We start from the raw sequence: 24,212 nt of genomic DNA, 5'->3' as shown, positions 1-24,212 counted from the left end.
CTCCTCTCTTTTGGAAATTAAAAATATTTACGCTTTTACTCCACCTGCCATGATACCATCCATGATCTGTTTCTCAAAAACAGCTACAAAGATAATGATCGGAAGAAGGATGATCCATCCCATGGCGCTGACCAGATCCCACGGAACTCCATACATATTGTCACGTAACGGAAGCTGTACGATGGAAACGGAAAGTACCTGAATACCGTTTGAATAAAACAACGGTGTGAAAAAGTTATTCAGACAGGTAATAAAGTTGATAATGCAAACCGTAGCGATCGCCGGCTTCATCAGCGGCAGAACGATCGTAAACAGTCTCTGTGAAAAAGATGCGCCGTCAATAGCAGCTGCCTCCTCCAGTGAGATTGGGATCTCACCGACAAAGTTTCTGAGGATCAGAACCGTAAACGGTATAACGGTACTGATATAAAGAAGGATAAGTCCCGGATATGTATCATACAGCTTTACCTTCTGCATAAACTCATACAGCGGGCGGGCTGTGACAACCTCAGGGATCAGCATGGTAGCCAGAACAAATGCAAATGCAACAGAAACTCCCTTTGAATTAAATCTTGAGAAACCATAGGCAGCCATTGCACACAGCACGGTACTGATCACAAGTGTAAGGCCGACGATCAGAACTGTATTTCCGATCTTTGAAAGCAGTCCTACATTCTGTATCAGGAATTTATAGCTTTCCAGTGTAGGATGATCCGGAAGATAATCGATCGGTGTTTTAAACAGTTCTCCAGCCGGTGTGATCGAAGAAATAAAGATCCAGTAGACCGGGAACAGAATCAGAAAAGCCACGACTGCAAACAGAACCCATCTTCCAACGGCTACCACTCCATGATAAACATTATATTTTCCTGTATTCTTCACGATAATTCCCCCTAACTGTCAAACTTATTCATAACACGTATATTCAGCCAGCTGAAGATCGCCATTACAACAAACAGCAGCATAGCCAGCGCCGAAGCATATCCTACGTTTAGATTTGTAAATGCTTCTGTTGTGATTCTGTATGCGATCAGCGCAGTATCCTCTCCAGGGCCTCCGGATGTCATGGAATAAACCAGATCGAAGGTTGTCAGTCTCCAGAGTGTGAACGGAATACATAAAGTCAGGACATTTTTTGTGATCAGCGGAAGTGTGATCCGGAAAAAGCTCTGGATCCCGTTTGCACCGTCTACCTTTGCTGCCTCATAGATATCGCCGGAAATAAACTGAAGTCCGGAAAGTACAAGAATTGCAAAGAACGGAAGGTCCTTCCACAGGTCCATTGCAATTACCGCTGCTCTTGCAGTACCTGTATTGATCAGCCAGCTGTTCTGGTAACCCGGTACAAACCAGCGGATAAAATCATTGATCAGACCATAATCATTGTTAAATGCCCATTTTGCAGCCATACCGGCTACTACTGCAGGCATAGCCCACGGGATCAGCACGATGGTCCTCAGAAAACGGCGACCTTTGAATTTCATATTCAGGATCAGTGCCAGGATAACTCCGAGGAGCACATGCAGGATCATGGAAGCAACCACAAATATTGCCGTAAAGCTGATCGATGTGAGCACTTTAGGATCAGAAAATACCTTCAGGTAATTCTTGAAGCCTATAAATTCATTGATACCTGCAAGGATACTGATATTAAAGAAGCTGTTTTTTACAGTCATCAGAATGGGATATACTGTTGTAAAACCTCGAATCAGTACAACTGGCAGGATCAAAAGCCACGGTATCCACTTCATAGTTTTTTTGCTTATTGTCATGGAACTTTCCTCCCTGTTCATCAGGCAATGTAAAGCAGACTTTTACCTCTGCTTTACATTGCTGTTTTTTTATATCTTTTACTTATACATATCTACCACATCCTGAGCCTTCTTGCAGAACTCATCAACTGTGATCTCGTCTTTCATACAGGACTGGAAGATTGTTCCCATATCGCTGATAAATTCCATTGTCTGTGCCACCATCGGACGTCCCTGTACATTGCATTCATTTGCATATCTGCTGTACATTTCTTTTGCCGGGTCAGAATCCGGAACTACCTTCTCTGCAACATCCTTTCTTGCAGGATATCTGTCAAATGCTTTATAGGAAGCTTCCATTCCGCCTTCATCAGCCATATACTGGAGGAATTTCACAGCTGCATCTTTATTCTTGGATGCTTTGTTGAGAACATAGTTCCAGGAATCTGTAAAGATTGCACGCTCTCCCTTACCGCTGAAATCCGGTACCATTTCCATGTGGATCTTATCTGCGCCAAGCATATCTGCCTTTGCATAATCTGTTCCAAGGCCCCACATGAACCAGCATCCGTATTTTCCGTCATTGATCTTCGGATTCATCTGGTCATATTTATCTGCAATCTGTTCGATGGATGTTTCTTTATTAGCAACCAGATCGTGAAGGAACTGAACTGCTTCCTTGTTTTCCTCTTTGGTCCAGTCAAAATAATCGCCGCCGAACATGTTTACAAACTGTGCAAGCTCGTTAAATGCATAGGTTTTCTCCCAGGAACCGCCGTAGCCGAATCTTCCGTCCTTGGAAACAGCCTTCATATACTTCATGAAATCCTCTTTTGTATCAATGGATTTGATTCCGACCTCATCCATGATCTCCTGATTTACCCAGAATGCAAGATATCCTGTATAGCCTGGAACACCGACGATGTTTCCGTCCTTATCTGTGATCATATCCTTTACATATCCCTGAGCAAACTGATCAATGATATCATCTGTCATTACTGTATCATTCAGTCCTTCCAGCCATCCGGAATTTTTAAATGCCGCGCTCATCTCATCGTTGATCTCAATGACATCCACGGAAGTATCTCCTGTGGAAAGCATTGTGGTGATCTTCTGCTGACGGGTATCTGTATCTGTAGGTGCCGCAATTACATTAATGTTCAGGCCCGTGGCATCTTCCACATTTGCAAGCCAGTCCTCAAAATCCGGGTCTGTGGTGTTGACGCTGTATAAGGTAAGATCATATTTTTCCTTTGCGGAAACAGTAACCACGTTACCTGCCATACCCACAACCATCGCTGCTGCCAAAACTGCACTCATTACTTTTTTCTTCATATCTTTCTTCCTTTCTGGACATTTTCGTGTTTGTCCACACCTGTTTTTGATGGTTTAAGGATACCAGAGAGCCCCCTCATTCTAAATACAATATTTTATGATTTATTTATATTATTTTTCGTTCTCTTGTATTTTTGTTGTTAATTTTTTATAATCCTTTTATATAATCTATATTTGTAACGGCTTTTTTCACAGCTGAATTCGGTTTCATTAATTTGTTTTTGACATAAAGGAGAATATGTACTATGAAATTCCACAAATGTATCCCACCCAGTTTTTCCTCATTTCGCTATAAGCTCCTGCTCGCATTTCTGATTGCAACTATGGTACCTCTGATTTCCCTGACCTTCATCAGCTATCACATTTCCTATAACATTGCCAGAGATCGTATCATCGATTCTGCCGTAATGACTGACAAGCAGCTGGTCTCTCAGCTGAACGACCGCCTCGGTCAGGTTGAAAATGTAGCAGATACCATACAGTTTCAAATGTACTCCCTAAATCAGCCTTCCTCTAATAAGGTAGATGCACTGAAAAAATTCACCGCTGTGAAAAACAATATTTCGCTGTATAAATCCACATTCGATTTCTTCCATATATATGTTTTTCTGCAGCCCGCTCAGCTCGGTTCAAAAGAAGGCCTGTACTTCTTTTCCACAGATGAGCTTTCTGCATATGGTCTGGATAAAAATACTGTTTCCGGTTCAGGCTTTTCCTCTGTCTGGATACCGGTTTCCAATATGCCGCTGCCTAAAATACTGTCCACAAAAAAATCATCCGCCGATGTGATCCTCTGCGTCCGGGCACTGAAAAATCAGGCCACCGGTATTCTGGAATACGCCTACGGCATTGCTCTGGACACCTCAGAGCTTACCACTTATCTGCAGCCTGCTGCTCTGGATTCCCGCATATACAGCTACATTCTCACAGATCACGGAGAGATTGCAGCGAAAAATACATCCTCACTGAATTTATCCGAAATTTCCAAAGCACAGTTTCAGAAACTCAAAGAAAATGCAGATTCTTCTTTTCACAGCGGCGACAAATATTATAACTGCTGCACCTTAAGCAATGGCTGGCTCCATGTTACCGAAATCCCTGAAAGCTACATTAGGGGCAACACACACATCCTGATCCGTGCCTTACTGATCACTGTCCTTATTTTTCTGCCCCTTACTGTTATCATCGTGATCCTGTTTTCCGAAAATCTAACCCGGAAGATCACTGCACTTTCCTATGCAATGGAAGCCTTTCAGCTGGGACATGACCCGGAACATCTGTCTATCGTTACTGTTCCCCACCCGGATGACCCTTCCAGGTATGATGAGATTGACAGACTGGGCATCACCTTTGAAGATATGCAGCACACAATAGCCGGAAACCTGAAGTCCATTGTAAATCTTTCCGTAAACGAAGAGCGTCTGAAATACCAGCTGCTCCAGTCACAGATCAATCCGCATTTTCTTTATAATATCCTGGGATCGATCCGTACCTGCCAGTCCCTTGGAAAGCTTGACATTGCTGATCAGATGATCGCAGATCTGACTGCCTTTTACCGTCTTACCCTGCGTAAATCAAAGGAACTTATTCCTATTAAAGATGAATTGGAAATTGCCCGGCTTTATCTGGAAATGGAAAAGCTCTGTCATAAAGATAATCTGGACTGGGAGATCGAAGCAGAAGATGGAATCGAAAATTTCCTGATCTGCAAGTTTACACTTCAGCCATTTCTCGAAAATTCCATTCTGCACGGGATTTCTTCAGGCACACCAGCTGTTTTCATTTCGATCCATGTTCTTTATGGCGATGATACGGTTGTGATTTCCATTGAGGATAACGGTGCCGGCATGGACTATGAAACCCTTGCACAGCTGCGCCATGCTATTGAGCATAATGTTATTGATTATGAGAAGCATTTTGGAATTTCCAACGTAAGTTCCCGTATTTCCAACCCATTATACGGAAACGGTTCCGTAAGGATCCGCAGCAACCCCGGAAACGGCACATACGTCACCATTGAATTCGAACAGATGGAGGAAGATATCGATGAAAAAAATAATGATCGTAGATGATAATTACTTATCTGCAGAAGGTATCGAAAAAAACATAGACTGGGAAACGCTGAATGCAGAGATCATCCATGTCTGCTACAATGGAACCTCTGCTATCGAAGCCATGAAAAAAGAACCGGCAGATCTGATCATTTCTGACATTGAAATGCCTGATCTTGACGGTATTTCCATGAGCCGTCAGGCTCTTGAGATCAATCCTATGGTGAAGATCATCCTGATCAGTGCCTATGATAAATTTGAATATGCAAGACGCGCTCTGCTCCTCGGTGCTCTGGATTATATCGAAAAGCCTCTGGATTATGCCTATCTTATCCAGAAGGTAAAAAACGCTTTTGCACTGATGGAAAAGGAACAGAAAAATCTCCAGCTTCTGAAACAAAGCAGGCCTCTTCTTACGGAAAAATTTTTCCGCGAGATCACACACCTTCCGTCTTCTGAAGCAGCCTACCGACTGAAGCCTTATCTTAAGTATCTGAACCTGGAGCTGAATTATGATTTTTATGCAGTTGTTATTCTGGAGCTTGAAAATGCTCCGGATCTAAAAGCTGTTTACGGGATTGAAAAGTTTCAGATGGAGCTTTTCAACCTTCAGGATCTGATAACTGAGGAAACCGCTTCTCTTGATTTTGTGTATCTTCTCCCGGATATGGATGGCTATCTGTGCATTCTGGGACACAGCGGCTGTCAGTCCAACAGCTTCCGCCAGCTTACCAGCGGACTTATTTCCTCAATCGCAGATGCCTGCCAGCCACTGGGACTTTCTCTCAATGCAGGTATCGGAACAATTGTCCAGGATTTCTGGAACCTGAACCATTCTTATAAAAGCGCCGTACATGCACTGGAATACAGATTCTTTTTCCCGCATCAGAATATCTTTGACGGAAGAGAGGCTCTGGGTTCCGATCTGTCTGTTGCAGATTTTTCAGATACAAAGGAGGATGAACTGATCCGGCTTCTCTGCAAAAAGGATACCGCTGCCATAGATCTCTGGTTTCAGAAGTTTTCCGACTGGCTCACTCAGAAATTTCGCACAAAGAATTTCGCTTTCATACAGATTTATTCTCTTCTTGGCCGGATCCTGAAATTTTTCTATGAATTAAATCTGGATACGCATGACCTTGAAGCTAAAATTTTGTATGTTTACAACCACATAAATGAGTTTCATAATACGGAAGAGCTATGTCAATGGCTGAAGGATCTGTGCCATCTTTTATGCCGGAAGCTTGATTCCTCCATGAATGATTATCACCAGAAGCTCTGCGAACTGGTGATTTCCTATATCAACGAACACTACACTGACAATACGCTCTGCCTCAATGATATTGCTGCCTCTGCCAATGTAAGCCCTGCTTATTTAAGTGCTCTTTTCAAAAAAAATCAGGGAATCAGTCTCAGTGACTTTATCACATCTCAGCGAATTTCCGCAGCCGCCCGTTACCTGACTACGACTACTATGAGTCTGAAGGAGATCAGCCTGAAATGTGGTTATGCCAATCAATATTATTTCAGCACCAGCTTCAAAAAGAAAATGGGGATCACCCCTTCTGCCTATCGGGAACAGCATACATAACTTTCTCTTTTCTATAACCAAGTTACTGTCACAAATGCCAGTGCCCTTCTCCGGAATTTTACTTATAATCAATAAAGAGAACCATCCTATTTTTTTCGAAGGAGGGATTTCTATGAAAAAATGGAAAAAATCCTGATATCTCTGATAACAGTCTTTGTACTGGCCATGCTTCCGGCAGAATCGGCAATTCTGCCTGGCACAGTCTGTGTTACAGAGGCCGCTCCCAGGATCAGTTCTTCCAAGCTTACCATGATCAAGGGGCAGAGCAGAACACTGAAGATCACCGGTCTCAAAAAAGGGCAGAAAATCACCTGGAAGAGCAGCAATTCCAAGATCGTCGCTGTAAACAAAGCTGGCAAGCTTTTTGCAAAATCTGCAGGAAATGCTACAATTACTGCTCAGGTAAACGGAATCGCTCCGAAGCCCGGCATAAAATTAAAAAATCACATCCTGAGCAAAGGCAAAAAGGCCAGTGATGGAAGCGTAAAAATCGAGCTTAACACACACGATGAATCAAAAAAAATCGATATGGATTTAGGCGGTTTGGGTTCGTCATCTTCTTCTATGCAGGTTTCCGTAGATGAATATCGAAGTATCACATACATTCCAAAAAACAACAGTTTTAAATTCTATTTCCGGTTTTCCAGCCATGATGATTTAAAAAGTGATATTACTTTGACTTTCCCAATGAATTCTACTGCGGCTTCCTTAAACTTTTACTTTTACATGAGCATACTTCCTGATGATGAATCCGGTACACTGATCGCCACTATGAGCAGCTCCGCTCCGCTTTCCGCCATCAGGAATGAATCCTCTAATTTATCCTTCCACTTCCAGAAGCTTACAGATCCTTATGAAATCCTGACACAAAAAGATGCTTCCGAGCTTGCCAACGACACTCTGGATATGGCTGTTCCATATTGGACTGATCTTCTCAAGGGCTCCGGCATCACCCTGCGCTCCCTGGGCTTTTCAACTACAAAATAAGCTTTTCCCAAAAACAAATCGAGCATACCCGACAACACCCCTGGCTATTACAGCCAGGGGTGTTGTACTGTCAGCTGCTTTGCAGCCTATTCCGTTAATTCTTCCAGATTCTTTTTTAATTTGAGCATCTTGTCTCTCAGCTCAGCTGCCTGCTCGAAATTCAGGTCTGCTGCCGCAGCACGCATCTGCTTCTCTACCTGAGCGATCACCTTCGTCAGTTCTTTTTGGTTCATGGATTCCGGATCCTTTTTAAGCTTCACTTCTGTCTCTGCCACCTTCTTCGAAACAGCGATCAGATCACGGACCGCCTTCTTGATCGTGGTTGGAGTGATGCCATGCTCCCTGTTGTAAGCCTCCTGTATCGCTCTCCTTCTTTCTGTCTCTGAGATTGCTTTTTCCATGGATTCTGTCATATTATCTGCATACATGATCACATGGCCTTCGCTGTTCCGGGCAGCACGGCCGATAGTCTGTACCAGGGATGTTTCCGAACGAAGGAAGCCTTCCTTATCTGCATCCAGGATCGCTACCAGCGTGATCTCCGGAATATCCAGTCCTTCTCGCAGAAGGTTGATCCCGACCAGCACATCAAACACATCCAGGCGCATATCGCGGATGATTTCCGCACGTTCCAGAGTGTCAATGTCTGAATGAAGGTATCGGACACGGATTCCCAGATCCTTCATATAATCGGTAAGATCCTCTGCCATACGTTTGGTCAGGGTCGTGATCAGGACTTTATTTTTCTTTTCAATTTCCTTATTTACTTCTGCTACAAGATCATCAATCTGTCCTTCGATCGGACGCACCTCCACCTTCGGATCAAGAAGCCCTGTAGGACGGATGATCTGCTCTGCGCGGAGAAGCTCATGGTCATATTCATATTCTCCCGGTGTCGCAGATACAAACAGTACCTGGTCAAGCTTGTTCTCGAATTCATTAAAGCTCAATGGACGGTTATCCTTGGCAGATGGAAGTCGGAAGCCGTAATCCACCAGTGTCTGTTTACGGCTCTGATCACCGGCATACATACCACCAACCTGGGGAACTGTCTTATGGGACTCATCTATAATAAGTAAAAAATCATCTCCGAAGTAATCCATCAGTGTATACGGCGGCTGCCCCGGCGCAAGCCCTGTCAGGTGCCTGGAGTAGTTCTCGATCCCGGAGCAGAATCCTGTTTCCTTCATCATTTCCACATCAAAGTTGGTACGCTCCGCAATTCGCTGAGCCTCGATCAGCTTATCCTCACTTTTAAAGTATTCCACCTGCTGCTTCATCTCTTCCAAAATGGCATCTGCTGCACGACGGATCTGCTCCTGAGGCACAACGTAATGAGATGCAGGGAAAATCGCTGCATGGCTTTCCACACTTTTGATCTCTCCGGTAAGAACATCGATATCTGTGATACGCTCGATCTCATCTCCGAAAAACTCCACCCGTACTGCCCGGTCTGTAGAATTCGCCGGAAAGATCTCCAGCACATCACCCCGGACACGAAAGGTTCCACGGTGAAAATCCATCTCATTTCTTGTGTACTGGATATCGATCAGCTGTTTGATAACCTCATCACGGTCCTTCTCCATCCCCGGACGAAGAGAGATCATCATGTCAAAAAATTCCTGCGGCGCACCCAAGCCGTAGATACAGGATACAGAAGAGACCACGATCACATCCTTGCGCTCACATAAGGCTGCTGTGGCGGAGAGACGGAGCTTATCGATCTCATCGTTAGTGGATGCGTCCTTGGCGATGTAGGTATCTGTGGACGGGACATAAGCCTCCGGCTGATAGTAATCGTAGTAGGAGACAAAGTATTCCACTGCGTTATCGGGGAACATCTCCTTGAACTCTCCGTATAACTGAGCTGCAAGTGTTTTATTATGAGCGATGACAAGTGTCGGCTTCTGTAATTGCTGAATCACATTTGCCATCGTAAAAGTCTTTCCAGAACCCGTAACCCCTAGTAAAGTCTGGCATTGATTGCCTTCCTTGAACCCTTTCACAAGCTCTGCAATCGCCTGTGGCTGGTCTCCGGTTGGCTTATATGGGGCTTTTAATTTGAACTCATTCATGGTAAATCCCTCCATTTGTGACTTTTACTATGACCATTATCAGCCAAAAATTCGTAATCAGATTCGTAACAAAATGCCTATTTTTGTCTCGAATAGAGGTCATTTTTATCTCGTTACGAATAAAAGTCACAAAATTCATATTTGCGGATAAAACAGCACTCGGAAATACCTGATGACACCAGGCTCCGGTTCTGTCATATTTTTACTGTTTGTTCTTGTAACAGTCCCTATTATATCAAACATTTTTTTGAAAGTATATAGATGAAGGTAAGAAAAAAGTACAAATGTTCGATTCTCATTTGTACTTTTCTATCTTACTACTATTCTATTTTTTATCATGCTGCGTTGAAATATTCCTCCAGGATTAAGTCTATTTCAATCACTTCTGAATAATCATAATACTGATTTTTCCGCTCTTTTGGAATAACTTCTTCAATAAATGGTTCCAATACATCCAGACAGTCTTCTATGATTTTCTGCGTATCTCCATAGACATCTACTGATATGATTTCCTTGGCATGTCCCAATAAATGCGAAACACCTTTCTCCCTGACAAGCTGCCGCAGACTGCCAGGCAGGAAACCTGTGTGGCAATCCAAAGGCGTTGCTTGCTGGTATTGTGTATTCTTCTGCACCCGTCTCACTGCTCCGGGTATCAGAAGATTTACTTGCCGAAAAAGCACTTGCTTTTTTTATTCTTTCAGTTCACAAATCCCGCAAGTTTCACACAAGTATTCACACTTTGTGCATCGTACATTTTCATCAGTTGCCATACATTCTTCACTTGCCGGACAATACTTTTGACAACTTTCACACTGCTCCGTACAGCTTTCTTCTGACACTTTTTCAGCAATAATTCCAAGTAATTCACTCTGTTCTTTTTCCTCTTTCAACTGTGTTTCCAGAAAAATCTTCAACAGATCTTCGCTGTCTATATCGTCTTCCATCATCAAAATCAGTCCTTTCTTATACACAACCTTCAGCTCATATCTTGCAATTTTCATATCTTTTGTCACCTTCTATCTCTCACATTTTTCATGACCAGACATAGTCTTTTTCATGCTTTTTTCTCTCTTTGTAATTGCCAGATTTAACTTGATGCAGAGCAGATCGTTGTAATCTTTTCCTTGTTTTGGCGGTACATCTTTTATCTGATATTGCTTCGGAAGTACTGTAGAAATTGCTTTTGTGGCAAGTCTTCCAATACGGTCATTATCCAAATGCAGAACGATTGTCTTCACCTCTGGATGCATTTTTAATGTCCTGGCCAACGCTGCAGGGACTTTACTTTTTTCAATTTCTTTTGCTGGCTGATAGACACCTGCCAGTGACAATAAATGTTCTCTCCTCCACTCTTTCCCGTCTAATTTCTGCAACGTCGCATAGGATAACAAATCAATGGCTGACTCAAACAGATGCACCGTATCATTGGATTTCTCTGCAAAAATGGAAAAAGAATAATTCTTACCGCTTCCATTTGCTTCTCCTATAAAGCTGGTTCCGATTCCTCTAAGAGCTGCATATTTCGGATTATCTTTCTCATCCATCCCTACAAACACTACGTTATGATGAAATGCACTTTCATAAACTCTTCCAGACTCCAAACAAAACTGAATGATTTCCTTATCAATCCCACGTCCTAAAAGATACGCAATCACTTTCTGATCATCTTGATTTTTCTTTGGCAACAGTAACTGTTTCTCCATCGGAACATTCTCAGATACAAAAAGAGGCGGCTGAATATTTGCCCGTTCTGCAAGCAATTCAACCGCCTCTAAAAAACTGTATCCTCTTACTTTGATCAGATAATCCAGTGCTGATCTGCCACCGGTTCTCTGACTCCACCACATCCATTTCCCATTTGATATTTTCAAACTATCGTGTGTTCTGGTAGTGTAGGTATTGCCAGAAAAGTGAACCAATTCGTATGGTTCATAATTTTTCAAGTACGTGAGCAAATCCATCCGCTTGACCTCTTGCACAACTGATGGTGGTATATATGGCATAATTTTCATCTCCTTTCCTACCTTAGATTGATATTATTGTGATAATATCCGGGCTTGAAAATAGCCAGGTGATTCCTTGAGCTGGAACCATCTGGCTATGTAATTCCTTTTTGTAAATTTTAGTGACCTACGACAACACTATTTCTTCTATAAATTTATATATATTTTCATTTTCTTCTACATCCTTTTTACTTAATGAAGCAATTTTATTTATTGCAGATACAACCCAATGACTTTTATTATTCGTATATGGAATATCGAAAGGCAGCAACAATGTTTCCAATTCTCCTGTGTGTAATATATGTAAATGATTTTCTCCCATTTTTTTTAATAATTCTTCAATATTTTCTTTTAATTCCCCTTCATTTAAATGTCTTATTCCTTCTTGATGATATACCTGATCTCTATTTGCTTTTAAAGCTTTTTTCTTCTCATCAGCATCCATTCCATCAGCATTTATTTCTTCATCAATCTTATCCCTCAATTTGCCAATATATCCTCTATATCGTTGTCTTTCAGATTCATCAATTGACATTTTTTTTATAAATTTATTAAATTCATCATTTACTCTTAATATATCAAAATCTGTAATAACCTCATATCTTATACCTACAGCTTTATACATTTCTGCTATTTCCGCTAAAGTTTGTTTATTTTGTCCATGTGCAAAATACAGACCTGACTGTGGAAACACTTTTTCTATTAATTCTTGATAAACCAACTCATCTGCCTCTGCTTCCGTCACAATTACTTTTTCACAAAACAAACCTTCCAATACTCTCGAGACTCTTAAAAGAGGAGATTGTATAATTGTCTGTAACACTCCCTTATCAACTAAATCTATACTATTTTTCAATGATTCCGGTTGTGTAATTCTTATTACATTTATATCTGTATTTTTAGATAGTATCCCTTTCAAAATTTCCACACTGTGTGTTGAAACAAATATTTGTTTATCTTCATCAAACTCTCCTATAAGTTCCCCCAATTGACGTGCTAATGGTGGATGTAAAAAAGCTTCCGGTTCATCTATTAACAATACATCATTTTCTTTTGTTTTTAATGACAAAAAAGTAGATACGTAACTTTTCAATCCATCCCCTTGATCATCTAATAATTTCTCATTAAATAATTGTAAAACTCCCTCTTTTTCTTGCTCAAATGTCCCCCGCAAATATCCAAAATCTTCACCAACACGAAAACCTAATCTATCACCTAATGTTTGTGTATCTAATATTATATCTTTCTTGAATATTCGTTTAACATTAGCTGACAATTCCTGCAACACTTTATCTTCAAATTTAAAAGATGTAAGATAATTTGTATTAGTACTATCTAATCCATAGTTTTTTTGCATTTTGCAAATTGTTAATCTTTCTTCTGTTCCTAAATATCGAAAAAATAATGGTCCAAAATACTGAAAAAATGATATCTCATTTTTTTCTCGTACAATATTTTTGAAAAAATCTTCCCACTCTGGAGCAACAGAATTTAAACTTCTCGTAAAATAACTTTCAAACGTAGTATTTACGTCCCAAGGTTGATTTGATTTATTTAAATATGTTCTTAAAATCCAATTTCCATACATATCTTTTGTCATTTTATTTTTGACATTATAAGACTCTTCCACCTCTTGATAGCTTTCTGGATAAGAATACTCAATTTGATTGATAATTTTAATATCTGTTTTATCTCCACTAAGCCAATCTCTTAATTCTTTCAAAAATCTACTTTTGCCAGAATTATTGGGTCCAATAACTACATTGATCCGTCTAGGTTCAAAATCTATTACTCCATCTATAGTATTTAGTTCTAATTTATCTATTCTAAATTTATACATATATACTCCCATTGCATTTTTATTTTTAGTAACAGCATGTATCTTTTACTTTCCTATTAATTCACAATCCTTCAATATCTTCTCAATTGCCTCCCATGCAGCCAATGAAGGATTCTCTTTATAATACTGATACCCTTTATATTGATACAAAGTATATCCATTTTCTTGATTTCTCTGCATGATTTTCCTTGCCCGATCAACAGCCTCAATTACATTGGACAAGTCCATTTTCTTAAGACATCTCTTGAAATTATTCTCTTCTTTGAATTCGTCCATATTTTGAAATTTTTCTCCAAACGCCCGGTTAATCGGTGTAATATACTGTTTTCGATGTGAAAATGACGCATTACAGTTCGTCATATGAAGAATGATCCATAAATCAAAAGTAAAATTACTATATCCAGATTTATATTTTATCTGTTTTCCTATTTTTTCTGCCTTCTTCATATTGTCCAGAGCTTCTTGAAAGCCTCTGACATGAAGCGGTTCATCACTTTCGTAATCAAAAAAATGATAGATTTCAATCTTTCTGGTAACGATCAATGACTTCGCATGCTTTAATGGATTCTTCCTTACCGGACAATCAATGGACACCTTGCATGCAGTTTTTTCAGTATTATTTATCGTGTCCTGCAGCCATTTTAAGTACCACTGTTCTGTTTCTCCCTCAACACTGAAATAATATTTATTTGTTGGTTTTCTCTTTGCCATCCCTATCCCTCTTTTTCATCACATAAGATTTCTTCAAAGATTGGTGTAAAATCAATATCCTTTATTGCTCCATACTGGCTGATGAAATATTTGCTCATATAATCTTCGTGCTTACGAACACCCTTATCACCTGTTGTGCCAAAATCAGATAATGCATATAATACGCTGTCATGTGTATCATCATCACGCTCAACAAACTTAATCTCGTCCCTTCTGAAAAGATTTGAATTCAAAAATATCGGATTATGAGTATTAAATATAAGCTGTGCATGATGGATATTTACATCATCATTATGAAATACATTGATAATACTCATCAATGCCATCGGATGAATGGATGCATCAAATTCATCCACCACCAATGTTCCACCCGTTTGCATCGCTTTAATTACAAGAGGAAACATATTGATAAATCGAATCGTCCCATATGACTCAAAAATATCTGCGGCAACCGCTGTAGTCTTTTTGTTTTTCATATTTTTAAATACAGAATATAATTTTGCATCAGGCTCGTCATCACTCACAACATATCCTACTGCATTAGAATTGATTCCAAATAATTTTGCAGCTTCATCTGTTGTTTTTTCAACATAGATTGCTTTCTTTTTTGGATCTGCAAATCTTTTAATCAGTTGCATCGAATCCGCACGATAAATCACCATAAACTTATTCGTAAACCAATCAACAATCAGCTTTGTGAATTTAGGCGAAAAAATCAACTTAAAACCATTCGTTAAAAATAATTCTTCTTGATTCAAACTGTTTTTCGCAATTTCATTTACACTGTCTGCGTTCTGTTCTGTTATATCCGACAAATAATCTTTAATAACCTTTAAGTTCTCTATTTTCAGATCTTGCGTACGTTCAAATACTCTTTCTCCATTGACCTCCAGCACTTCTGCAAGGATTTTTCTTTGATGTTCCTCCTCAAGAAAGGTTCCAAGATCAACCTCTAATTCATAGTGTATTTTAAATTTATGATCTTCTCCATCTTCCTCATAAAATTCTATTTCAAAACATACCGGTTTTGATTCCATTTCATTATTATTTGGAATCAATTCTAATGCTGCTGCAGCTGGGTTTGGTGATGATTTTTCTTCAGAATTTCTGATATTTCCTCTCAAAACAATTGCCCGCAATACATCCATCGCACCAATAATATTAGTTTTTCCTGCCGCATTCGGTCCATAAATAACCGAAGAACTTAACCCTTTTATCTCTTTTCCTTTTATTTTTGTCTTCATAAGACTATAATCTAATCCCTTTTGTTTTGGCGCAGCTACCATTGAAAAGCTTGCCTCTTCTACAAAAGATTTATAATTTTTTGTTTTAAATTCAAGAAGCATTTTATTACCTCCATTCTGCTTGTTTTTAACAAAATCATATTTATATTATAGTCTTATTGTATGATAGAGTCAATTTTTTATTCTTATTTTGCATTTTTTCTTCAAAATCATTTTATTTTTGTTAAGTCAAGGAATCTTTATATCATAGATTCCCTGACTCTCCACCGCTTGCCCTATCTTTCCCAATCCATCCTTCCTGTCACATTCAACATCTTTTCTTCTCGGAAGCTGAGCATCTTTCCATTAGTTCCACCGACAATGATATGATCCAGCAATTCTATCCCCAATAGCTGTCCGCACTTCTGCAGCTTTCTCGTAACAATCATATCCTCTTTTGATGGTTTCACATTACCACTGGGATGATTATGAAGTCCAATGATTGCAGAAGCATTTGCCAGAATACTGCTCTTAAAAACTTCTCTGGGAATTACCAAAGATGCATTGATTGTTCCAACACTGACCAGATTCATATTGATTACCTGTCCATTATTTTTCATATTCAGGATACAAAATACTTCTCTGTCATATTGGGATAACTCCTTCGCCATCAATTCTACAACAGCCTGTGGACTATCCAATATCTGCTCACTATAAAGAGATGGTTCTCTTACCAGACGGATATTCACAACTTCCAATTCATTCTCCATTGTTCTGATCTCCTTTTGGAAATTCTACAACCAGAAGGACATTACTATCTGAAGATTCCACATATGATTTCAATTGTGATAATGTCATTTCCAAATATTTAGGTTGTTCCACCATAATCTGCTCCTTTCGTTTCTTCCTTTGCTTCTGTTTTCTTTGACAAATAGCTTATCACTTTGTTTGCCTTAATGCTTTTCTGTAACTCACTGATAATACACAGATCTGCTACATTCACTCCTGGCAAAGCAAGCATCTCATCCATCGTCATATTGACAATCTCTTTTTCCGTTCCGTATCCGGCATCAAATAAACGCTGTAATACTTTTATTGCTTTCTGATTCTTTCCCATTTCAGCATCAAAGGGTGGCTTATCGCCACCCTCTGTTTTACTCCTCCTCTTCTTTCTTTTCTTTAATTCCTAATCTCTTAACCTGTTTCTTTTTATTCCAGATACGAACTCCCGTGATTCCGGCTGCCGATAATACCAGAATGGCTATCCATAAAGCTACATTTTCCGTATCTCCTGTTTTCGGAGGGTTACTGGTCTTTGTAATAGTACCCGGTGTCTCTGGGGTTGGTGTTTCCGGTACTTCTTTGATGGTTACGGTCTGTCCTTCATCGTTGATGTCATTATGCTCTGCAACTTTTACAGGTTCTTCCGGATTCTTCAGATCATATAATTCTTCAAATGTAACCAGATTCTGTCCGCCAAGTTCTGATGCATCAAACGTATAAGAAATCTCTACTTTCATTTTCTCGCTGTCAGCAACAAAAGTGTAATCACTCTCCACACGCTTTCCATCAATGAGCAGTTCTGCATTTTCCTCTTTCAGCATCTGCCAGCCTTTTAACTGGTACTTTCTGCCTTCTTCCAGACCGTCCAGAGTAACTGTATCCACAATCGTTACTTTCTTTCCTGCAACAATTACTTTTTCGCCTGTTTTCTTGTCTGTTGCAGTTGTATGAATGGTAATCTCTTTTTCATACTCATCAGTCAGTGTTCCAAGGTCGATAGTTACTTTATTTCTGCTGACAACAACTTCAAATGCCGGAATCAGCTTCATGCCTTTGTTGGATTCACAAGCTAACTCCTCAATCTCATAAGTGTCATAAAGTAATGCACCTTTGCTATCGTCCGGCTCAGAAATTCCGAACCAGATACCGTCCTCACTGGATGTTCCGGCATTTGTATTTTTCTTATGAGACGCCCAATCGGAAGCAGTTGAAAACTGACCGTTTTTATCTGTTACTACGATATGGCTCTCTCCGGTTGTTTTGCTCGTAATCTTAAAAGGAACATTGGCAAGTCTCTTATGTGTGCCTGCTCCAATCTTTACTCCCTCCAAATCTCCACGTTTAATCTGGTTGTAAATGGAATGGCTTTCGCCTGTTAAATCCACTATTTTTCCATTTTCCGTAATCGAAAATTCAATCGCTTTTGCCCCGTCAGTCAGATAACCTTCCGGTGCTTTGGTTTCTTCCAGTTTGTATTTACCATATGGAAGTAAATCTTCCGATGTTGTTGCTACTCCGTCAATTCCTGCCTGAATTGTCTTAACTGTCTCATTTTTCTTGTACAGTTTTCCTTCTACCAGAACCGGATTCTCGTTCAGAGAAATAATCGCAAATGCTGCATCTTTTAATGTGGCACTTCCCTGTGCCTTAGTGTCTTTTGTCTCCATATCACGTTTCTGAATCTTCACACCACCTCGGATTACCTGATCAGATACGGAATACTGGTTGCTTCCGGAAAGAACTACAAGTTCTCCGTCCTCTGTGATCTGTGTCAGATACATTCCTTCGATCTGCTCTGTACTGTCCCCTGCCTGCATATAAGCTCCGTCCAGTAAATATCCGTCTGGTGCTTTGGTTTCTTCAACAGTCAGTGTTCCAAGTGGCAATACGCTTTTTTCATTCTGGGTGTAAAATGTATCTCCTGATACTTTGTAAGCATCTGCCAGTTTTGTCACATAATGAATATTTCCATTACTGTCTTTTTCAGCTACCGTCTTTGTAACCCAGGTACGTGTTGCTTTCTCTGGTAAGTTATCTTTTGTATAAAATCCGTCATAATAATGCCAGGTAAACTCTGCTCCTGACAGTGCTGCATCACCCTGTGCGGTTGCTTTTCCTGTCTCCATATCAATCTTGAACAGATCTACCAGTGTCTCTGTTACTTTCGGAACATCGGAAACATTTAATACGGCTATCTTTCCGGCTTCAACTTTCAGACTGCGTACTGTCGTATCCAGCTTATATCCTTTCGGTGCAGAAAGCTCTTTGATATAAACAGTCCCTGCAGTCACTTCAACTTCATTCGTATCGCCATTTTCATTTGTTGTAAGTGTTCCAATCTGATTACTACAATTCTGGTCTAAAAATATGCCAAAGGTCGCTCCAACAATGGAATACATCGCATTTCCATTTGTGACAATCTCATTTGCAGTTGTCTTTTTTACCTTCGCATTTCCGACATTCAGTTCTGCCCAAAACTGTCCAAGATCCTGTCCTTCACCAGTATAGATATATCCGCCACATTTATAGCGACCTTTGTTTGCCTGTACAAATGCTCTCGCTCCTGCATACACTTCATTCTGAATATCCTGTGAAATCTCAGAATATGCAGCTCGGACATTATCACACTTCCAGCCCAACTGTTCACTGAGTCTCTGCCATACTACACATTGTTCCAGCAGATATCCCTGATTCGCATTCAGGTTACTGTGACTGCCCCGTATCAATTCCTGCAATTCCTTTATCCGGGCAGATTTCTTTTTCATGGAGCCGCTTAATGCTTCAAATTCTTCACTGACAGAGGAAAGACGCTCCTGCAAATCCTCTAATGTGAGCAGCTTGTTTTCCGTCAGATAATTGACGGCTTCGGCAAACTGCTTTAAGTTTCCGGTTCTGGCTTTATTGCTCCATGCCCCTGCGTTGCGCTGGTTGTAATAAGCGATCAGCAGGTCGGCAAGGCTCGGTGTCTGGGGTTTGGAAAGTTCTTCTTTTACCTCTTCCATCCAGACAAACAGGGCTTTGATCTTCTTCCTCACATCCTGCATGAGCCGGTTGGTAGCTTTAATCCAGCGGTTCAGTTCCCCTTTCTCGGTGCGGATGCCCTTTGCTTCCATCTGCCGGACATTAGCGCCCTCGTGGACAGTAGGTATCAGGTCAAGTCCCTGCCGCACATAGGAACGGTGGTCGATACGCACATCCAGCCCTTTTTCCTCAAATTTTGTATTAACGGCAGCCGCCCACTGCTCCCGCCAGTGTTCCAGCGTTTCCGGCTCATGCCAGTCTGTTGTATGGACAGCGTTAAACATATAATCGCCGTTTTTATCCCGGATTCGGTTCCAATCTTCATCAAGAAGATATTCCCGCCGCTGTTTTTGTCCCCATGTGCCATCCGGGTTCAAAGGGCGCATGGTTGTCATCACATGGAAATGCGGGTTAGGGATACCGCCGTCCTCTTTCTCCGGGCTGTGAAAAGCAAGATCGGCAATCATGCCTTTTGCCACAAACTGCTCCTGCACGAACTTCCTCGCCAGTTCCATGTTTTCTTCCAGCGTCAATTCATTCTGCATGGCAATATCAAAGGAATAGGCAAGCTGTGCTTTTGGATGTTTCTCGCAGCTCTCCACAGCATTCCAGAGGGTCACCCGGTCAAGATATATTTCCGGCGCATGGGGCGGCAGCATGATTTCCGAAGCGATCACGCCGCCCTTTTTGGTGTAGTCGCTGACTTCTCCATAGTAGCTGCTGTAAAGACGCTCCCCGGCTCGGTAGGCTGCGCTGGCAATGGCGCTCTGACCGGCGCTGCGCTTTATCTGTGCGATTGAAAAATGATAAAGTGCTATCCTTAGTCACCGCCTTTCTCCTGCCCGGAAATACGGGCGTGGTTCTCTGCGGCAGACCGGATGAAATGCTCCGCCTGCGGCAGATTCAAAATGCTTTCCATGAGGGAATAAAATTCCGTTTCGGTCAGCCCCTTTGTCTGTGGTGCAATGCTCTCAACGGCTGCCCCACGGGTAATCAGCTGGTGCGTCCTCTGTTTTCGGGAACCGCTTTCCAGATACGCCTGCCGGTTTTTCAAACGCTGCATTTTCCGTTTTTCCCTTTCCAGCAGGACAGTGGTTTTTTCATATTCCTGCTTTAACTATTCCAAAGATTTTTCCATGTTCTCACATCCTTTGCTGATAAGATAAAGAAAGACCATCCGCAGACAGTCTGTGTGTCAGTGCTTCTATAAAACCCGATGAAAAGGGAAAACCGCAGAGTGGATTTCTCTTTGCGGCGGGTACACAGGAGATAGCCGCTTTAGCGGCGCAAGGGGGGGTGCAGCCACCTTGTCGGAGCGAAGCGAACGCAGACTTCGGATTGCTGATTTTATAGAGGTAAGCTCCGCAGGACGCACGATACATGGTCTTGAGACTATGTATAGAAGTGCGCCCTTAGTTCCTAAGGGATTTTGCCGTTTCCGGCAGTTTTGTCCTTTTTCTTGGAACGCTTGGAAAGATACTTCGGGCAGTCAACCACAACCGCCCGGAAGCCCTGTTTACATTCGTGTTGGCATTTCCGGCACAGTTCGTTGTAAGTGATACGGCTGCGGTCATTTAAGAAGAAAGACCATTCCAGCCGTCGCTTGTTGCTCATTCTTGCCATAACCGGCTCCTTTCTCCGTTTCTATCTGATGTACGCAGATAGGCTGTTTTGGTGTAGCGTTTCGGTATCATTTTTAAGGTTTTTTCCCTCTGTATACCCCTTTGTAAAGTGCGGCAGTATTGCAGTCGGGGAATGATAACTCACGCTTATTTGTCGCTTCCCGGTACGGTTTCGGAGCCTTTTGCCATCCATTCAAAGAAAGCAATTTTGCTGACCTTGATAAGCCTGCCCCTGCGGAACGCCGGAAAGCCCTCTGCTCCAACCGACGGAAACAGCCGGAGCTGGAGCAGGCGGCAAGCGAATTTCTCTGGGGAAAATATCTTAGCAATGACCCTCTGAAAATGTATGTGGCGTTCCGTATCTGGAACAACTATCTGCTTGCCAGAGAACCCCGTGACCGTAACGCTGCCTGTGACCGCTTCATGGATAAAATGAGCAGCCTGACCGGGGTATTCCATAACGAAGCCATGAGCTTTGACAGGGAGACAGGAAAACCGAAACATTTTCAAGCTGGCAGCCTTTATTTCAAAGGCGCACCGTCAGAAGATACCCGGCTTGACCTCTGGTTCCCGGACAACCGGCGCACAGAAGAATGTGTGTCTGCCTATGCGTCCCTCTACCCGTTGATTACCTATTATCTGAACAGGCTGAATGACTGGGGGCTTTGCTTCCGGCGGTGCAAGGTCTGTGGAAAATATTTTCTGGCAAAGAGCCAGCGGTATGAGCTGTGCAGCGACAAGTGCCGAAAAGCACAGGCGCTTCAAAACAAGCGGGAATTTGACGAGAGGGCAAGAGAAAATAACTATGACCTGCTTTATAAAAATGAATGCCAGAACTGGCGCAACAAAATAAACCGGGTAAAAAATACCGCAGGCTTTCCGGCTGACCGTCTGGAAAAAAAACAGGCTGCCTTTGCTGACTTTAAGAAAGAAGCCTTGCAGAGAAAAAAAGCTGTAAAAACAGGAACGGCCAGCCCGAAAGAATTTACGGACTGGCTGTATCAGCAGAGTAATGTAATTGTGAAGCTGACTGAATACTAAATTTTTTCTCGTTGTGAGGTTTCTGTGACATTTGCCTGATGGCAGTCTCGAAATTGCAGTAATTACTCATGCAAAATGCTTCTTCGTTTTATACACTATACCTATATGGTGGAGCACCAAATGAAAGGAGCAAAAAATATGTCTGAGATTCAAAATGCGATTGAAGTAAAGAACTTAAAAAAAGGTTTTGGTGGCAGAGTTTTGTTTGAGAATTTTAGTCTGAATGTAAAAGCAAATACAATCCATGCGATTATTGGCCCGAACGGTTCTGGAAAGACAACACTGCTACGCTTGATTACAGGGGTATACCAGCCAAATGCAGGGACAATCAACATTGCAGGGAAATATGCAATGCAGCTTGAAAATGACTATCTGTATGAAGAACAGACTGGTCTTGAAAATTTGAGAATTTTTGGGAAATACTTTGGATTTGAAATAAATGATCGTTCAGACAGTTATTGTACGCAATTAGGATTGACCGAGCATTTAGGAAAGCGTGTTAGCACTTATTCTAAAGGGATGAAAAGGAAACTGTCCCTCTTGATTGTTATTATGATGGGACGGGATATTCTGCTCATGGATGAACCAACATCGGGTGTAGACCCCATATCCAGAGTAGAAATCCGTAGTTTGATAGAGGCTCTAAAAGCTGACGGAAAAACGGTTATTATTACATCACATGACCTTAGCGAGATTGAAAAGTGTGCTGATGATGTATCTATGATTAAAAATGGCAGATTGCTGTTTGATATGGGTATTCAAGAAATGCAAGGACAATCATTGGAAGAAATCTTTATTAAGGAGGGCAATCGGTATGAGTAACATGGGAAAAGGCGCAGTCTACTATCTTACCAGAAGCAAAAGCCTCCTAATTGATACTGCGATTGTTGCCATTCTGGCAACTTTTATGAGCTTTGCAATGCAGATGGGCGCCTTGCAGTCTAAGGGAGAGGATTATTTAGTCTTAATGCTCTATGCGGTTATTTTGGGTCTTACCTCCCTGCAATCCGGTGCTATGATTGTAGATTTGACAGCAAAGGATAAGTTAAGCCGGAGGATTGAATTTTTTGCAGCTTCTGGAATTGCGGTAAAAGAGATTATAAAACAGTATTCGATACAGATTTTCCGCTTTTCTGGTATTATCCCGTTCTTTGTTTTTATGAGTTGCTATTACTTTACCGACTGGACAATGAGCTTTGGGCGGATCGTATGCGTTTATCTTAGTATTCTTGTACTTAGTTTTTGTGAGATTGTCGCTTTGAATATCATTGTACTGGATGTGAAACGAGTAAAACTGTTCAAAAATGTTCTGTTCTTTGGTAATTTTGCACTGGTTTATTTGATTGCGATGTCGGCAGAACGAATTACAGAGCTTGTGAATCAACATCATATAGGAATTGACTATTTGATTATTGTGGTTGATGTTGCACTTTGCATGATGTTTGCACTATTAAGTTTCTTTAAGGCTCGGCACATGAGCAACGAAACAGTTATCAGGAGGGATGGCGAATGGGTTTGATAACCTTAAACCTTAAAAGGGTATTGAACTGGAATTTTATATTTATGAGTGCGGTAGCAGCTATCTTCGGCATGATCTCTCTGATGAACTTTGGGGATATTTCAGAGAACATTGTATTTGGCGTTGATATAAAGTATTTTATGCTTGATGGCTACCTGTGCTTATTTATCTTTTTTGCCGGAGAAATAAGTAAGGATATGTTGCAGCAAGAAAAAATTACAAAGAGAATAGAATGGAAACTTGCTAATGGTATTAAAATCTCAAGTATTGTTAAAGAGAATCTGCTATCACTATGGATTGGAACGCTGATCCTTTTGTTTCCTCTGCTTTTGATGATTTCCATTCGTCTGCCAAACCTTATCTTGTTATCAGGCACCTATTTTCTGATCCTTAGCATATTGTATTCGGCATTTATAAATGTTTTGATTCTCTGGATTAGAAATATGAACTGGTTTAAGAGTATTCCTATCTTTGCAACACTGCTTCATATTTTGCTGGTTTTCTTAAAATGTGGGATATTTATGAAAACGAATAATGTGTGGATGTTGCTACTATTTTCTCCAGTGAGTATAATAGTTTTGACTGCGTGTGGTTTATGTCTGATGACTAAAGAACGGATCATATCATCATATTACTAACATAATGAATTTTAGCTG

21 protein-coding genes and 1 pseudogene are annotated in these 24,212 nt (G+C 41.1%); 7 read left to right on the top strand and 15 right to left on the bottom strand.

Going from position 1 to position 24,212, the window contains the following annotated elements:
• Positions 1-27 precede the first annotated feature (27 nt).
• The 3 genes from V9W66_RS15060 to V9W66_RS15050 form a co-directional block, all read right to left on the bottom strand.
• On the bottom strand, positions 28-882 hold the full coding sequence (locus V9W66_RS15060) for a carbohydrate ABC transporter permease (RefSeq protein ID WP_118624107.1): 855 nt from the start codon (positions 880-882) through the stop codon (positions 28-30).
• A gap of 11 nt (positions 883-893) precedes the next feature.
• Complete coding sequence (locus tag V9W66_RS15055; protein WP_144094569.1) at positions 894-1,772, bottom strand: carbohydrate ABC transporter permease; 879 nt, start codon at positions 1,770-1,772, stop codon at positions 894-896.
• A 78-nt stretch (positions 1,773-1,850) separates the two neighbouring features.
• The gene (locus V9W66_RS15050) at positions 1,851-3,086 is read right to left on the bottom strand and encodes an ABC transporter substrate-binding protein (RefSeq protein ID WP_144100609.1); all 1,236 of its coding nucleotides are present in this window, start codon (positions 3,084-3,086) and stop codon (positions 1,851-1,853) included.
• A 245-nt stretch (positions 3,087-3,331) separates the two neighbouring features.
• Between V9W66_RS15050 and V9W66_RS15045 the strand changes: the two genes are divergently transcribed.
• From V9W66_RS15045 to V9W66_RS15035, 3 genes are all read left to right on the top strand, one after another.
• The gene (locus V9W66_RS15045; RefSeq protein ID WP_243121775.1) at positions 3,332-5,158 is read left to right on the top strand and encodes a sensor histidine kinase; all 1,827 of its coding nucleotides are present in this window, start codon (positions 3,332-3,334) and stop codon (positions 5,156-5,158) included.
• Positions 5,133-6,728 carry a response regulator gene (locus tag V9W66_RS15040; protein WP_243121776.1) on the top strand — a complete coding sequence of 532 codons (1,596 nt, stop codon included), beginning with the start codon at positions 5,133-5,135 and terminating at the stop codon, positions 6,726-6,728. Before V9W66_RS15045 ends, V9W66_RS15040 begins: the two co-directional genes overlap by 26 nt.
• A gap of 120 nt (positions 6,729-6,848) precedes the next feature.
• Positions 6,849-7,715, top strand: a complete 867-nt coding sequence (locus V9W66_RS15035) for an Ig-like domain-containing protein (RefSeq protein ID WP_144094575.1) — start codon at positions 6,849-6,851, stop codon at positions 7,713-7,715.
• A gap of 86 nt (positions 7,716-7,801) precedes the next feature.
• Here V9W66_RS15035 and uvrB read toward each other — a convergent pair whose 3' ends face one another.
• From uvrB to V9W66_RS14975, 12 genes and pseudogenes are all read right to left on the bottom strand, one after another.
• On the bottom strand, positions 7,802-9,790 hold the full coding sequence (gene uvrB / locus V9W66_RS15030; RefSeq protein WP_144094577.1) for an excinuclease ABC subunit UvrB: 1,989 nt from the start codon (positions 9,788-9,790) through the stop codon (positions 7,802-7,804).
• Between the two features lie 335 nt (positions 9,791-10,125).
• Positions 10,126-10,425 (bottom strand): hypothetical protein, encoded by a 300-nt coding sequence (locus V9W66_RS15025; protein WP_243121777.1) that lies wholly within the window; start codon positions 10,423-10,425, stop codon positions 10,126-10,128.
• A gap of 57 nt (positions 10,426-10,482) precedes the next feature.
• Entirely contained in the window at positions 10,483-10,794 is a 312-nt protein-coding gene (locus V9W66_RS15020) for a hypothetical protein (protein WP_144094579.1), read from the bottom strand.
• Positions 10,795-10,809: 15 nt separating this feature from the next.
• Complete coding sequence (locus tag V9W66_RS15015) at positions 10,810-11,796, bottom strand: DUF3991 and TOPRIM domain-containing protein (RefSeq protein WP_144094622.1); 987 nt, start codon at positions 11,794-11,796, stop codon at positions 10,810-10,812.
• A 127-nt stretch (positions 11,797-11,923) separates the two neighbouring features.
• On the bottom strand, positions 11,924-13,636 hold the full coding sequence (locus V9W66_RS15010) for an ATP-dependent nuclease (protein ID WP_186290082.1): 1,713 nt from the start codon (positions 13,634-13,636) through the stop codon (positions 11,924-11,926).
• 45 nt (positions 13,637-13,681) lie between these two features.
• Positions 13,682-14,347, bottom strand: coding sequence for an RloB family protein (locus V9W66_RS15005; RefSeq protein WP_117649487.1), 666 nt, complete (start codon positions 14,345-14,347; stop codon positions 13,682-13,684).
• 2 nt (positions 14,348-14,349) lie between these two features.
• The gene (locus V9W66_RS15000) at positions 14,350-15,693 is read right to left on the bottom strand and encodes an AAA family ATPase (protein ID WP_144094584.1); all 1,344 of its coding nucleotides are present in this window, start codon (positions 15,691-15,693) and stop codon (positions 14,350-14,352) included.
• Positions 15,694-15,866: 173 nt separating this feature from the next.
• A complete protein-coding gene (locus V9W66_RS14995) occupies positions 15,867-16,340 on the bottom strand; it encodes a JAB domain-containing protein (RefSeq protein WP_021740723.1) in 474 nt (157 codons plus the stop codon).
• Between the two features lie 98 nt (positions 16,341-16,438).
• On the bottom strand, positions 16,439-16,687 hold the full coding sequence (locus V9W66_RS14990) for a hypothetical protein (RefSeq protein ID WP_144094586.1): 249 nt from the start codon (positions 16,685-16,687) through the stop codon (positions 16,439-16,441).
• A 37-nt stretch (positions 16,688-16,724) separates the two neighbouring features.
• Positions 16,725-20,135, bottom strand: coding sequence for a MobQ family relaxase (gene mobQ, locus V9W66_RS14985; protein ID WP_144094588.1), 3,411 nt, complete (start codon positions 20,133-20,135; stop codon positions 16,725-16,727).
• A gap of 59 nt (positions 20,136-20,194) precedes the next feature.
• Positions 20,195-20,512, bottom strand: a pseudogene (locus tag V9W66_RS14980) (DUF3847 domain-containing protein).
• A 281-nt stretch (positions 20,513-20,793) separates the two neighbouring features.
• A complete protein-coding gene (locus tag V9W66_RS14975) occupies positions 20,794-20,997 on the bottom strand; it encodes a hypothetical protein (protein ID WP_144094590.1) in 204 nt (67 codons plus the stop codon).
• Positions 20,998-21,116: 119 nt separating this feature from the next.
• On the opposite strand from V9W66_RS14975, the gene V9W66_RS14970 reads away from it, so the two are divergent.
• The 4 genes from V9W66_RS14970 to V9W66_RS14955 all read left to right on the top strand — a co-directional run bounded on the left by V9W66_RS14970 (position 21,117) and on the right by V9W66_RS14955 (position 24,194).
• On the top strand, positions 21,117-22,037 hold the full coding sequence (locus V9W66_RS14970; RefSeq protein ID WP_243121778.1) for a DUF6076 domain-containing protein: 921 nt from the start codon (positions 21,117-21,119) through the stop codon (positions 22,035-22,037).
• A gap of 120 nt (positions 22,038-22,157) precedes the next feature.
• A complete protein-coding gene (locus tag V9W66_RS14965; protein WP_144100611.1) occupies positions 22,158-22,859 on the top strand; it encodes an ABC transporter ATP-binding protein in 702 nt (233 codons plus the stop codon).
• Positions 22,852-23,556 (top strand): hypothetical protein, encoded by a 705-nt coding sequence (locus V9W66_RS14960; protein ID WP_144094594.1) that lies wholly within the window; start codon positions 22,852-22,854, stop codon positions 23,554-23,556. Before V9W66_RS14965 ends, V9W66_RS14960 begins: the two co-directional genes overlap by 8 nt.
• Complete coding sequence (locus V9W66_RS14955; RefSeq protein ID WP_144094596.1) at positions 23,547-24,194, top strand: hypothetical protein; 648 nt, start codon at positions 23,547-23,549, stop codon at positions 24,192-24,194. Before V9W66_RS14960 ends, V9W66_RS14955 begins: the two co-directional genes overlap by 10 nt.
• The last annotated feature ends 18 nt before the right edge of the window (positions 24,195-24,212 follow it).

This window comes from Blautia massiliensis (ex Durand et al. 2017), assembly GCF_051861785.1.
Lineage (GTDB): Bacteria > Bacillota > Clostridia > Lachnospirales > Lachnospiraceae > Blautia_A > Blautia_A luti_A.
This window is presented reverse-complemented; position numbering and strand designations above follow the sequence as displayed.